At 67.2% G+C, this 12830-nt stretch carries 12 protein-coding genes and 1 tRNA gene; 4 read left to right on the plus strand and 9 right to left on the minus strand.

The annotated features are described in order from the left end of the window. Positions 1 to 17 precede the first annotated feature (17 nt). From hutU to hutI, 4 genes are read right to left on the minus strand one after another with little or no spacing between them, the layout of a single operon-like run. A complete protein-coding gene (gene hutU / locus ACO05N_RS12730) occupies positions 18 to 1676 on the minus strand; it encodes a urocanate hydratase (protein WP_422057455.1) in 1659 nt (552 codons plus the stop codon). Then, positions 1673 to 2473 carry an N-formylglutamate deformylase gene (gene hutG, locus ACO05N_RS12735; RefSeq protein WP_422057456.1) on the minus strand — a complete coding sequence of 267 codons (801 nt, stop codon included), beginning with the start codon at positions 2471 to 2473 and terminating at the stop codon, positions 1673 to 1675. The genes hutU and hutG overlap by 4 nt, the downstream gene beginning before the upstream one ends. After that, positions 2470 to 3963 carry a histidine ammonia-lyase gene (hutH, locus tag ACO05N_RS12740; protein ID WP_422057457.1) on the minus strand — a complete coding sequence of 498 codons (1494 nt, stop codon included), beginning with the start codon at positions 3961 to 3963 and terminating at the stop codon, positions 2470 to 2472. The genes hutG and hutH overlap by 4 nt, the downstream gene beginning before the upstream one ends. Then, positions 3960 to 5141 (minus strand): imidazolonepropionase, encoded by a 1182-nt coding sequence (gene hutI, locus ACO05N_RS12745; protein ID WP_422058749.1) that lies wholly within the window; start codon positions 5139 to 5141, stop codon positions 3960 to 3962. The genes hutH and hutI overlap by 4 nt, the downstream gene beginning before the upstream one ends. Positions 5142 to 5193: 52 nt before the next feature. Between hutI and ACO05N_RS12750 the strand changes: the two genes are divergently transcribed. The 4 genes from ACO05N_RS12750 to ACO05N_RS12765 are packed head-to-tail and all read left to right on the plus strand — an operon-like array spanning position 5194 to position 8873. After that, positions 5194 to 6537 carry a formimidoylglutamate deiminase gene (locus tag ACO05N_RS12750; protein WP_422057458.1) on the plus strand — a complete coding sequence of 448 codons (1344 nt, stop codon included), beginning with the start codon at positions 5194 to 5196 and terminating at the stop codon, positions 6535 to 6537. Then, positions 6534 to 7229, plus strand: coding sequence for a UTRA domain-containing protein (locus tag ACO05N_RS12755; RefSeq protein ID WP_422057459.1), 696 nt, complete (start codon positions 6534 to 6536; stop codon positions 7227 to 7229). Before ACO05N_RS12750 ends, ACO05N_RS12755 begins: the two co-directional genes overlap by 4 nt. A gap of 8 nt (positions 7230 to 7237) precedes the next feature. Continuing rightward, complete coding sequence (locus ACO05N_RS12760; protein WP_422057460.1) at positions 7238 to 7516, plus strand: DUF6356 family protein; 279 nt, start codon at positions 7238 to 7240, stop codon at positions 7514 to 7516. Position 7517: 1 nt separating this feature from the next. After that, the gene (locus tag ACO05N_RS12765) at positions 7518 to 8873 is read left to right on the plus strand and encodes an FAD/NAD(P)-binding protein (protein ID WP_422057461.1); all 1356 of its coding nucleotides are present in this window, start codon (positions 7518 to 7520) and stop codon (positions 8871 to 8873) included. Positions 8874 to 8876: 3 nt separating this feature from the next. Here the strand turns inward: ACO05N_RS12765 and ACO05N_RS12770 are convergent, their stop codons facing one another. From ACO05N_RS12770 to ACO05N_RS12790, 5 genes are all read right to left on the minus strand, one after another. Further along, the gene (locus tag ACO05N_RS12770) at positions 8877 to 9458 is read right to left on the minus strand and encodes an alpha/beta hydrolase (RefSeq protein ID WP_422057462.1); all 582 of its coding nucleotides are present in this window, start codon (positions 9456 to 9458) and stop codon (positions 8877 to 8879) included. A gap of 126 nt (positions 9459 to 9584) precedes the next feature. After that, positions 9585 to 9661: transfer RNA gene (locus tag ACO05N_RS12775), tRNA-Pro, on the minus strand. 112 nt (positions 9662 to 9773) lie between these two features. After that, positions 9774 to 11072 (minus strand): FAD-dependent oxidoreductase, encoded by a 1299-nt coding sequence (locus tag ACO05N_RS12780; protein ID WP_422057463.1) that lies wholly within the window; start codon positions 11070 to 11072, stop codon positions 9774 to 9776. A gap of 85 nt (positions 11073 to 11157) precedes the next feature. Continuing rightward, positions 11158 to 11952 carry a formyltransferase family protein gene (locus ACO05N_RS12785; protein ID WP_422057464.1) on the minus strand — a complete coding sequence of 265 codons (795 nt, stop codon included), beginning with the start codon at positions 11950 to 11952 and terminating at the stop codon, positions 11158 to 11160. An 8-nt stretch (positions 11953 to 11960) separates the two neighbouring features. After that, a complete protein-coding gene (locus tag ACO05N_RS12790) occupies positions 11961 to 12827 on the minus strand; it encodes a polysaccharide deacetylase family protein (RefSeq protein ID WP_422057465.1) in 867 nt (288 codons plus the stop codon). Positions 12828 to 12830 lie beyond the last annotated feature (3 nt).

Genomic DNA, 12830 nt, shown 5'->3' on the forward strand with positions numbered 1-12830 from the left:
CCCGGGGGGACGATGGGTTAGAGGATCCCCGGCAGGTCCAGCCCCATTTCCCCGGCGCAGGTTTTCGCGATCTCATAGCCCGCATCGGCATGGCGCATGACGCCCGTTGCCGGGTCGTTCCACAGCACGCGCTCCAGCCGCTTGGCGGCTTCGGGCGTGCCATCCGCGACGATGACCATGCCGCTGTGCTGCGAATAGCCCATGCCGACGCCGCCGCCATGGTGGAGCGAGACCCAGGTGGCACCGCTGGCGGTGTTGAGCAGGGCGTTAAGCAGCGGCCAGTCGGACACCGCATCGCTGCCGTCCATCATCGCTTCGGTCTCACGGTTCGGACTGGCGACCGATCCGCTGTCGAGGTGATCGCGGCCGATGACGATGGGGGCTTCGAGTTCGCCCGATGCCACCATCTCGTTGAAGGCGAGGGCGAGGCGGTGGCGGTCGCCCAGCCCGACCCAGCAGATCCGCGCGGGCAGGCCCTGAAACGCGATGCGCTCCTTTGCCATGTCGAGCCAGTGGTGGAGGTGGTGGCTGCCGGGGAGCAACTCCTTCACCTTGGCGTCGGTTTTCCAGATATCCTCCGGGTTCCCCGACAAGGCGGCCCAGCGGAACGGGCCGATGCCGCGGCAGAACAGCGGGCGGATATAGGCGGGGACGAAGCCGGGGAAGGCGAAGGCGTCGGCGACGCCCGCGTCCTTGGCGACCTGGCGGATATTGTTACCATAGTCGAAGGTGGGGACGCCCATCTCCTCGAACGCGAGCATCGCGCGGACATGGGTGGCCATCGAGGTGCGGGCGGCGGCCTCCACCTCGTGCGGGGCGGTTTCGCGCTTGGCGAACCACTGCTCCAGCGTCCAGCCGGCGGGGAGGTAGCCGTTGATCGGATCGTGCGCGCTGGTCTGGTCGGTGACCATGTCGGGGCGGATGCCGCGCTTGACCAGTTCGGGCAGCACTTCGGCGGCGTTGCCGAGCAGGCCGACCGAGACGGGTGTGTCCGATGTGCGAATGATGTCGAGCGCTTCGTCGATGCTGTTGGCAGCGCGATCGAGGTAGCGGGTGCGCAGGCGCATTTCGATCCGGCTTGGCTGACATTCGATCGCAAGGCAGGACGCGCCCGCCATCGTCGCGGCGAGCGGCTGTGCGCCGCCCATGCCGCCGAGCCCGGCGGTAAGGATCCAGCGGCCCGACAGGTCGCCGCCATAATGCTGGCGCCCGGCCTCGACGAACGTCTCGTAAGTGCCCTGAACGATGCCCTGCGTGCCGATATAGATCCACGATCCGGCGGTCATCTGGCCGTACATTACCAGCCCCTTGCGGTCGAGTTCGTGGAAATGCTCCCAGGTCGCCCAATGGGGGACGAGGTTGGAGTTGGCGATCAGCACACGCGGCGCGTTCTCATGCGTGCGGAACACGCCGACCGGCTTGCCCGACTGGACCAGCAGAGTCTGATCGGCGTCGAGGCGGCGGAGTGTCTCGACGATCTTGTCATAGGCTTCCCAGTTGCGCGCGGCGCGGCCGATCCCGCCGTAGACGACCAAGCTCTCGGGCGCTTCGGCGACATCGGGGTCGAGATTGTTCATCAGCATCCGCAGCGCCGCCTCTGCCTGCCAGTTTTTGGCGGAGAGGGTGGTGCCGGTCGGAGCCTTAATGCGGCGGCTATTGTCGGTGCGGGTGGTCATGCTTGAGCTTTCGCGAAGTCGATGGCGGCGGTGAGGATCGGGCGGAGCGTGGCGTGCGCCTGCGCGGCGTGGATGTCGTCCCAGCGCGGCGGCCAGTTGGCGGCGGGCACTTCGGTGACATAGGTGCGCATCGCCAGCTCCATCTGGATGGCGTGGACGCCCAGAGCGGGGTCGCCATAGTGGCGCGTGGTCCAGCCGCCCTTGAAGCGACCGTCGATGACATGGCTGCGCCGTTGCCCGGCGCAGATCGCGGCGATGGCGCGTGCCAGTTCAGGGGCGCAGGACTGACCGCTGTTGGTGCCGATGTTGAATTCGGGCAGGCGGCCGTCGAACAGTTTTGGCACCACGCTGCGGATCGAATGCGCTTCGTAGAGGACGATCGTCGGGTGGAGTGTGCGCAGGCGATCGATCTCGGCGCGCAGGGCAGCGTGATAGGGGTCGAAATAGGCGCTGCGGCGGCGGGCGATTTCGGCTGCGTCGGGCTCTTTACCGGGGTGGTAGAGCGGGTCGCCGTCGAAGGTTTCGGTCGGGCACAGGCCGGTGGTGAACTGGCCGGGGTAGAGCGTCGCGCCGCTGGGGTCGCGGTTGACGTCGATCACGGTGCGGCTGGTCGTGGTGCGCACGATGGTGGCGCCGAGCTGAAACGCGAAGGCGTAGAGCTGGTCGATGTAAAGATCGGCGTCATAGCGCGCGCGGTTGAGCGAAACGAGCGACGGGGCGATGTCGGCGGGAATTTCGAGGCCGGCATGGGGGATGCTGACGATCAGCGGGCAATCGTTGCGAGCGGTGACGATCATGCATCCACCCCCGGCAGTCCGTCGCCCAGCGCGCCGCTCGCAACCAGTGCAGTGGCGAGGGCGATGTCCGGCGCGAAGTGACGATCGTCCGCCAGCGTCGGCACCTGATCGCGCAGCAGGGTGCGGGCGGCTTCGAGCGGGGCGCTGGAGGTGAGCGGGGCGTGGAAGTCGCAGCCTTGGGCCGCGGCGAGATATTCGATGCCGAGGATATGGGCGAGGTTGGCGGTCATGGCGAGCAGGCGGCGGGCGCCATGGCCGGCCATCGACACATGATCCTCCTGATTGGCGCTGGTCGGGATCGAATCGACGCTGGCCGGGTGCGCGCGCTGCTTGTTTTCGCTAACCAGAGCGGCGGCGGTGACCTGCGGGATCATGAAGCCGGAGTTGAGGCCGGGGCGCGGGGTGAGGAAGGCGGGGAGGCCCGACAGCGCAGGATCGACCAGCATCGCGATGCGGCGTTCGGCGAGGCTGCCGATTTCGCAGATGGCGAGGGCGAGCATGTCTGCGGCGAAGGCGACAGGTTCGGCGTGGAAATTGCCGCCGGAGAGCGCTTCGCCCGTGTCGGTGAAGATCAGCGGGTTGTCGGTGACGCCGTTCGCCTCGATCGCCAGTGTTGCTGCGGCCTGGCGGATCAGGTCGAGGCAGGCGCCCATCACCTGGGGCTGGCAGCGCAGGCAATAGGGGTCCTGTATGCGCTCATCGCCGACGCGGTGCGAGGCGCGGATGGCGGAGCCCTGCATCAGCCCGGCAAGAGCCTGTGCGACTTCGATCTGGCCGCGATGGCCGCGCACCTGATGGATGCGTGGGTCGAACGGGGTGTCGGAGCCTTTCGCAGCCTCGGTCGACAGCGCGCCGGTGACAAGCGCGGCGCGGAACAGCTTCTCGGTTTCGAACAGCGCGGCGAGGGCGTAGGCGGTGCTGAACTGGGTGCCGTTGAGCAGGGCCAGTCCTTCCTTGGGGCCGAGCCTCAGGCCGCCGAGCATCGTGCGCGCAGGCATGCGGCGCGGGCCCATCTCGACTTCGCCGACGCCGATCAACGCGGCGGCCAGATGGGCGAGCGGGGCGAGGTCGCCGCTGGCGCCGACCGATCCCTGTGAGGGGATTATGGGGGTGATGCCGCGGTCGAGCATGTCCTGAAGCATCGCGATGGTTTCGGGCTTCACCCCACTATGCCCTTGCGCGAGGCTGGCGAGTTTCAGCGCGATCATCAGGCGGACGACAGGGGCAGGCATGGGGTCGCCGACGCCAGCGGCGTGGCTGAGCACGATGTTGCGCTGGAGCGTTTCGAGGTCGTCGTCGCCGATGCGGACGGTGGCGAGCTTACCGAAGCCGGTGTTGATGCCGTAGACCGGCTCGTGGCGGGCAAGGATCGCCTGCACCGCATCGGCGCTGGCGGCGACCTTGTCATGGCAGGACGGGTCGAGCGGGGCTGGCTCGCCGCGATAGATGGCGTTCCAGGTGGCGAGCGGGGTGTGGCCGGGCGTAATCATGTGCCTGCGAAAACTCGTGCATGGAGGGGGTTGGCGGCGATGCGATAGACCAGCTCGGCGGGGTCGGAGATGTCCCAGATGGCGAGATCGGCGGGTTGTCCGGGTTCCAGCGTGCCGCCGTTGGCGCCAAGCGCGCGGGCTGCGTTGACCGTGACTCCCCGCAGGCATTCGGCGACGGTCAAGCGGAAGAAGGTGGCGCCCATGTTCATCGCCAGCAAGATCGACGCCATCGGTGACGTTCCGGGGTTGCAGTCGGTGGCGAGCGCGATTGGGACTCCCGCGTCGCGCAAGGCCTGAACCGGCGGGCGGCGCTCTTCGCGGGTGAAGTAGAAGGCGCCGGGGAGGAGCGTGGCGACGGTGCCGGACGCGGCCATGGCGGCGATGCCGGCGGCGTCGAGATATTCGAGATGATCGGCGGAGAGTGCGCCGTGGTGGGCGGCGAGCGCAGCGCCGTTGAGGTTGGACAGTTGCTCAGCGTGGAGCTTTACGGGCAGGTCGTGGGCGGTTGCGGCGGTAAAGATGCGGTCGGTCTGATGCGGGGTGAAGCCGATCCCTTCGCAAAAGGCATCGACTGCATCCGCGAGGCCGGCTGCAGCGGGAATGATCGTATCGCAGACGAGATCGACATAGCCGTCGGCATCGCCCTTGTATTCAGGCGGCACCGCATGCGCGGCGAGCAGGGTCGTGCGAACGCGGACATTGCGTACTTCACCTAAGCGGCGCGCGGCGCGGAGCATCTTGAGTTCGTGGTCCAGCGTCAGGCCGTAGCCGGATTTGATCTCGACCGTGGTGACACCTTCGCCGATCAACTGGTCGAGGCGGGGGAGAGCGCTGGCGATCAGCGCGTCCTCGCTGGCCGCGCGGGTGGCGGTGACGGTGGAGAGGATGCCGCCGCCGGCGCGCGCGATTTCCTCATAGGTCGCGCCGTTGAGGCGGGCCTCGAACTCCTTCGCGCGGTTGCCGGCGTGGACCAGGTGGGTGTGGCAATCGATGAGGCCCGGGGTAATCCAGCGGCCGTCGCAGTCGATGATTTCGGCGGCGTCCGGGGCGTTGGCGTCGGGGCCGACATAGCTGATCGAGTCGCCTGTGGCCGCGACCGCGCCGTGTTCGACCACGCCCAGCCCATCGCCGGTCATCGTCGCGAGACGGGCGTTGCGCCATAGTTTGTCCGCGGGAATCGGCATGCGTTTAGTGTTGGACAGCGCGGCCATTATGTCTAGACATATTCGCATGGCGCTCTGGTTCGAAACTGCGTTGCTGGATCATGGCTGGACCGACCGGGTCCGGCTGACGCTGGCGGATGGGCGGATCGAGCGGGTCGAGGTTGGGGTCGATCCCGAGCGTGGCGACGAGCGGCATTTTGCGGCTCTGCCGGGGCTGCCCAACCTGCACAGCCATGCCTTTCAGCGGGCGATGGCGGGGCTGACCGAGGCGCGCGGCGCGACGGACGATGATTTCTGGTCGTGGCGTGAGCTGATGTACCGCTTCGTGGCCAAGATCGGGCCGGAGCAGTGCGAGGCGATTGCCGCGCTCGCCTATGCCGAGATGCTCGAGAGCGGGTTCACGCGGGTTGGCGAGTTTCATTACCTGCACCATGCGCCCGACGGGTCGCGCTACGCCGATCTTGGCGAGATGAGCGGGCGGATCGCGGCGGCGGCGGAGATTTCGGGGATCGGCCTGACGCTGCTGCCGGTGTTCTACGCGCATGGCGGGTTCGGGGGGCAGGCTCCGGGCGCGGCGCAGGCGCGGTTTATCAATGGCGTCGATGGCTTCGCAGATTTGGTCGAGCGCGCCGGAGCGAAATTGCCGCATCATGGTGTGATTGGGATCGCGCCGCACAGCCTGCGCGCGGTGACGCCGGATGAGCTGGGCGCGCTGCTGCCGATTGCCAAGGGCGGGCCGGTGCATATCCATATCGCCGAGCAGGTGAAGGAAGTGGACGACTGCGTCGCGTGGAGTGGGCGGCGGCCGGTGCGCTGGCTGCTGGACGCGGCGCCGGTCGATGCGCGCTGGACGCTGGTGCATGCCACGCATGTCGATCGGCAAGAGGTTGCGGACATGGTTGCGTGCGGGGCGGTGGCGGGGCTGTGCCCGGTTACCGAGGCCAATCTGGGCGACGGGCTGTTTCCCGCGGGTGCATTTCTCGATAGCGGCGGCGCTCTTGGTGTGGGGAGCGATTCGAACGTGCGGATCGATGCGGCGGAGGAGTTGCGGTTGCTCGAATATGGCCAGCGGCTGACGTTGCGCGGGCGCAACCAGCTGGCGAGCGCTGCGCGACCTTCGACGGGTGCGCGGCTGTTCGAGACGGCGATGCGCGGTGGCGGGCAGTCGCTTGGGGTCGAAACCGGCCTCGCCGCTGGCCGCCCGGCCGACATCGTCTCGCTCGACCGCAGCGATCCAGCATTTGAGGGACGCAGCGGCGACGCGCTGATCGACAGCTGGATCTTTGCCAGCCGTCGCCCGATCGACTGCGTGTGGCGCGGCGGGGTCAAGCAGGTCGCGGGCGGGCGGCACCGGCACCGCGAGGCGATCGAGGCGCGCTACCGCACTGTGCTGCGCGAACTGCTGGCATGAGCGTCGAGGCGCGGATCCGGGGGGAGATCGAGGCGCGCATCCGCTCGGGCGAATGGGGTCCGGGTACGCGGGTGCCGACCGAATATGAGCTGATGGAGGCCTATCGCTGCGCGCGCGCGACCGCGAACAAGGCGCTGAGCCGCCTTGCGCGCGAGGGACTGATCGAGCGGAAGCGGCGGGCAGGCAGCTTCGTTGCCCCGCCCGCGATCCGAACGCCAGTGGTGGGCGTGCCGGACATCGCCGCGCTGATCGCCGATCGCGGTGAGACCTATCGCTGGGAATTGCTGACGGTGAATCTGCATCGCCGCGCACCCACCGGCTTTCCGGTGCGCGGATCGGGCAGCGGGTGGCTGGTCCTGACCGGGGTGCATCATGCCGGGCGCGCGCCGTTCGGGTGGGAAGAGCGCTGGCTCGACCTTGCCGCCGCCCCGAATGCAGCGGACGCGGATTTTTCCGCGACCGCGCCGGGCAGCTGGCTGCTCGCGAACATCCCGTGGACGGACGCGCGGCACCGGATTGCGGCGGTGGGGGCGAGTGCCGAGGCGGCGGGGCGGCTGAAGCTGAAAGAAGGCGCACCCTGCCTTCAGGTCGAGCGCTGGACGTGGCGTGGCAAGGCGCCCGTCACCTTTGCGCGCCAGATTTTTCCGGGCGAGCATTACCAGCTGGTCGAGGATTTCACGCCGCGCGGCTAGCGGCCTGCATGGAGACGAAGATGTTCAACCGCCTGTTCTTGGACCACCCGCGCGATGTCGGCGAGAGCTATGGTGAGCATTTCGCCACTGCTGCCGGTTTCGGGGTGCGGATGGTTGGCGGCGGGTTGGCGTGCATCATCCATGCGTTTGTGCCGGTCCTGTTCGTGCGGACGGCGAGCGACACGGTGAAGTCGCTCTACGGCACGATGAAGGCGCGCCAGCCGGCCTTTTCCAAGCAACCACCCGCCTTCGCCGCGCCCGAATGGCAGCTCGACTACGAGATTTAGGGTGCGGATCGAGCATGTCGCGATCGTCGGCGCAGGGTTCTCGGGGACGCTGCAGGCGATCAACCTGTTGCGGCACAAGGGGCCGCGCGCGACGCTGATCGAGCGGGGGGCGACGCCGGGCCTTGGCCTTGCTTATGGCGCGGCGCACCCCAGCCATGTCCTCAACGTCCGCGCGAGCAACATGAGCGCGTTTCCCGACCAGCCGGGGCATTTTGCGGAGTGGCTGGAGACGCGCGGGGTGGCGGACGCCGCCAATGCCTTTGCCGCGCGGGTGACCTATGGCGAGTATCTGCGCGAACTGCTCGACGCGGCGATTGCCGGGAGCGCGGGGCGGCTGACGGTCGCGTGCGGGGCGGTGACCGGGCTGGAGCAGCGACCCGACGGCGTATCGCTGGCGATGGCGGACGGGCCCGCGATCGGCGCGGATGCGGCGGTGCTGGCGGTCGGCAATCTGCCGCCGCACGATCCGCCAGGGCTCGATCCGGCAATGCTGTCCGATGACCAATACAAGGGCGATCCCTGGGCCGGCGATGTCGGTGACGGGTTGAGCGCCGATGACACGGTGCTGGTGATCGGCACCGGGCTGACGATGATCGACGTTGCGCTGATGCTGGAGGCGCGCAACTTTGGAGGGCGGATCGTCGCGCTGTCGCGGCGTGGGCTGCTGCCCCGGCGGCACGCGAGCGGCGCGGCGTGGGAGCGGATCGACGAGCGGCCCGCTACGGTGGCATCGGCGTTGGTGCGCGGGGTGCGTTGCCGTGCCGCCGAGATTGGCTGGCGCAATGCAGTGGACGAGCTGCGGCCCTTTACCCAGCCGATGTGGGCGAATGCCAGCCTTGCTGAGCGGGGACGGTTCCTGCGACATCTGCGGCCGTGGTGGGACGTGCATCGGCATCGCCTGGCCCCGCAGGTGGCGGACCGGCTCGACGCGATGATGGCGCAGGGACGACTCCAGGTGATGGCGGGCAAGACCCTTGGCTTCGAGGCCGCAGCCGATGGCGTAACAGTCCATTGGCGACCGCGCGGGGCGGATGTGGCGCAGACGATGCCGGTGCGCCGCGTGGTCAATTGCACCGGGCCGCTCGGCGATCTGGGGCGGACGACCGATCCGCTGCTGGTGGCGTTGCGCGACGGTGGCGCAATCCGGCCCGATGCGGCGCATCTGGGGATCGACGTGAACGGGGCGGGCGAAGTGATCGGCGCCGACGGCCGCGCCAATCCGCGCATCCTGGCGCTCGGCCCGATGACGCGCGGGGCGTTCTGGGAAATCGTCGCGGTGCCGGATATCCGGCGCCAGACCTGGGACGTCGCGCGGCGCCTGTCCAACGCGCATTGGGTCGGCGGCGAGGGGCTTTAGGGTCTATTCCCCGCGCAGGGCCATGCCGCGGTCGACGTCGCGCGCGACGACGGCGGCGGTCATGCGGGACAGCAGCCGCTGAGCCGCCTGCCACGCACCGGGCGCGCGGTGGCGCTCGGCGATCATCAGGCGGCTGCCCCAGCCATCGACCAGCTGCTGCATCTCTTCGGGCGCGGCGATGCGGTTGCGCGCGGTGACGACCATCGAGGGAAAGGGCAGTGCGATCCCCGGCGAGGCGAGCAGCGCCCCGGCCCCGCCCGTGGGCGCGACCGGATCGAACAGCAGTGCGCCCGCGACTCGATCGGTATAATGGCGCGGTGACAGGCGCGCCCACCATGCCGCAGCCGCGCAGCCGAGCCCTTCGGCAACCAGCAGCACGGCGCGATCGGCATGTAGCACCGCGTCATCGATTCGGCTGGCCCGGATGTTGCGGCGCGCGGCATCGCGGGCGTCGAGCACGATATGGTGGTCGCCTGCGACCGGCCAGCCCAGGCGGTCGCTCCAGATGGGCGTATCGGCGTGACGGTCGGTCACGGTCAGGACCGAAAAGCGGGCGGCGGGATTGGCAAGGGTCAGCGCGGTCATGGTCGGAACATCTCCCGGTCGAACGCAAAGCGCGCGATCATGCGGGATATTCGCACGCACGCGACGTGCGATCATAACAGGGTTTTTGCGCTGGAGAAAACAATTCCTAGCTCTCGGCTAGGAAAGTGGTCGGGGAAAGAGGATTCGAACCTCCGGCCCCTGCCTCCCGAAGGCAGTGCTCTACCAGGCTGAGCTATTCCCCGACTGAGCGGCGAAGTCCTTGGCAAAGGCCCCGGGTGGGCAGACCGCGTCGCTTGGAGGCGCGCCTATAACCGGCACTTTGCGGCTGTGCAAGCGCTGCGTTGCACGCTTTTTTCAGGTGCCGCGCGCGTCCAGCATCCCCGTTACGCTGGTGAACTTCTCCCGCGGGGAATCGCTGCGGGCGGCGGCGACCTCGGCCGCGTCGATCTTTTGCCAGTCGCGGAAGGTGACGACATCGACGTTGCGCGAGGCGAGCAGCGCGTCGAGGCTGGGGCGGCCCGCCTTGCCGGTCGTATTCGGCACGTCCTCGGCAATTTTCTCAGCGATTGCAAAGCCGTCGGGGCGGTTGGTGCCGATCGTGCCAGTCGGACCGCGCCGCGCCCAGCCGACCGCATAGAGCCCCGGCAGCACGCGTCCTTCGTCATTGGCGAAGCGTCCGGCGCGGTCGTCATAGGGGACGCCCTCGATCTTTGGGGTGCGGTAGCCGATGCACGAGATGATCAGGCTCGCGGGAATCGCATAGGTTTCGCCGGTACCGACCGCCGCACCGCGTTCGTCGAGGCGCGTGCGCTCGACGATGATGCGCTCAGCGCGGCCATCGCCCTCGATCCGCAGCGGCATCGCGAAGAAATCGAAGATGATGTGAACCGGCTTGTCGACGCTGGCGGCGGCATATTTGCGCAGATGCGCAACCGTTTTGCGCAGCCCGGGTTCGAGCAGCGCGTCGTCGATGTCGGGCGGAAAGTCGGCGGGATCGACGACTGGCGCGGCACGCGCGAGCTTGGCCAGTTCGCCGAGTTCCTTGGGCGTCATCGCGATCTGGTGCGGGCCACGGCGCCCAAGGATGGTGATAGTTTCGATCGACGAGCCGGTCAGGGCATTGAGCGCAGGCGACACGATGTCCGATCCGGCGAACTCGCCGCGTGTCTTGGCGAGGATGCGCGCGACGTCGAGCGCGACATTACCATTGCCGATTACGACTGCTCCCGGGCCGCCCAGCGGCGGGTTGAGCGCGGCGAAGTCGGGATGGCCATTATACCATCCGACGAACGCCGCCGATCCGGTGACACCTGGCAGGTCCGCCCCGGGAATCTCGAGCGGGCGGTCAAACGGTGCTCCGGTCGCCAGCACGACCGCGTCGTAGAGCTGCATCAGTTCGGAGATGGTCACGTCCTTGCCGACCGTGACGTTGCCAACGAAGCGCACATTGTCAGTGATCGCAACGGCCTCGTAGCGGCGCGAGACAGTCTTGATCGACTGGTGGTCGGGCGCGACGCCGCTGCGGATCAGGCCGAAGGGGACGGGCAGCCGGTCGATGATGTCGACCCTGACATCCTCCCCGAACTGTTTCTGGCATGCCTCTGCGGTGTAATAGCCCGCCGGCCCCGATCCGATCACTGCGATATGCCGCATGCCCGGTCCTTTTCTGTTGTGCAGAGAGGCTAGCGGGGAAATGGCGAAGCGCAAGCAATTGCCGACAACGTGTCGAGTGGCCGATTCAGGCGTTGAGCAGCGGTTCCGTCGTCTGTCCGGCATCCGACTGCGCGCGATACAGCTTGCGGTGGTTGCGAACCATGCGCAAGAATTGCCATATCGTAGGTGTCGTGAACCCGTGAACGGCATTGTTCGGGCGGCGCAGTTCCCAATGCCGATCCCAATCGGCCAACAAGGTGGCAAACCCCTCCGGCACGCGCAGGCGCGCCACCTCCAGGCTGCGCGCGACCGTCTCGCGGAGGGTCGGCGCGAAGACGATCGGATAGCGCTCCTGATAGACGATTTCGCCGCGATCGATCCCCTTGTTCACCCGATGGATGGTGAACCCGGTTTCCATCCGATTGAAATAAATCGGCCAGATAATGCTCTGCGCACCCGCGAAATCCGGCAAGATCTCCCCGTGAAAATTGATAAACCCAAATCGCGGGATGCTGAAAACCTTGCTGCCGATATAGCCGTTGCAGAGCGATATGCCGAGATCGACGCCGTAGGACTCGAGCGTTGTGCGCGTGAGTTCATGGTTGACTTTGGTAACGGGAATGCACGGGATGTTATGTTCTTTTGCGACATCGCGTGCATCCAGCCCCTCGGCCTGAGCGAACCAGGGGCGGATCCGATATCCGTTGAGCGCGCCAAGCAGTCCGATCTTGGCGATCTTCTTGAGCCGCCTCATCTTGCTCGGCTTGAACGCGGATTCGTCCGATACGATGATGCAGGCGATCTCGACTTCGTCCATCTGCGCGATGCGCGCGACCACGTTGCCCGTATTGCCGACCGGACCGCTGGTCAGGATTGCCACTCGCAACGTCATGCTTCGCGAAATCCTTTGATCCACGCGTTGATTTCGTGCGGTGGCCAATGAAATTCGACCTGATGGCGGGGGATGTCGAACCCGTCGGTCTGGCCCGGGATGACGCGTCCACGGACCGCGCTGAACGCACAGTCGAAGCCGGCGTTTCGGATTGCATCGCGCGCGGTCTCATCGATGTCCGCCCCGGTGCCATAGGGCCAGGCGAACGCGCGGCACGGTTTCCCGGTCCGGGCCTCGATGATTGCCTTTGCGCCCGCGATTTCCGTTCCCAGCAGCGACGCATCGTGGGAGATGTCGCTGAGGCGCGCATGCGAGCGGGTGTGGCAACCGATTTCTACATTGCGGGAAGCCGCAGCACGCACGACCTGATCCCATGACATTGTCCGGACGGGACGTCGGTAGGCGGTCATCGTTCGGAAATAATCGGAGATGACTTCGGCGCTGGCCTCGATCAGATCGGTCGCGATGAAGATCGTGTAGGGCGTATCCAGCGCGTCCAGCACAGCGCCGCCTTCCTCGAACACATTGGCAAAGCCGTCATCGAAGGACAGATGAAAATAGCGCCCACGCGGCTCGCGCTCCTGCTTCATCAACTCAAGCAGCGTCGCGGTGTCGACGATATCCCCGATATTCCTCAGCTGACGCACCACCTCCCCGAAGCGCTGTGACGTCTCGCCGAAAACCGCATGGCTATAGAGGCACCGGATGAAATCGGGCCGCTTCTCCGCCTGTTGCGCAGCCCACCACAGGATCGCGCTACGCATTGAGGCACGGACTCGCGAGCGCATCCCGCTAATGCCGGACCACGCATCTTCTGCTGTTTCAGCAAAACCCGATGAGCGGGCCGGCAAGACCGGGGGCATCAA

Origin of the sequence: Sphingomonas sp. (assembly GCF_965227385.1) — a bacterium.
In the GTDB taxonomy this organism is placed as follows: Bacteria; Pseudomonadota; Alphaproteobacteria; order Sphingomonadales; family Sphingomonadaceae; genus Sphingomonas.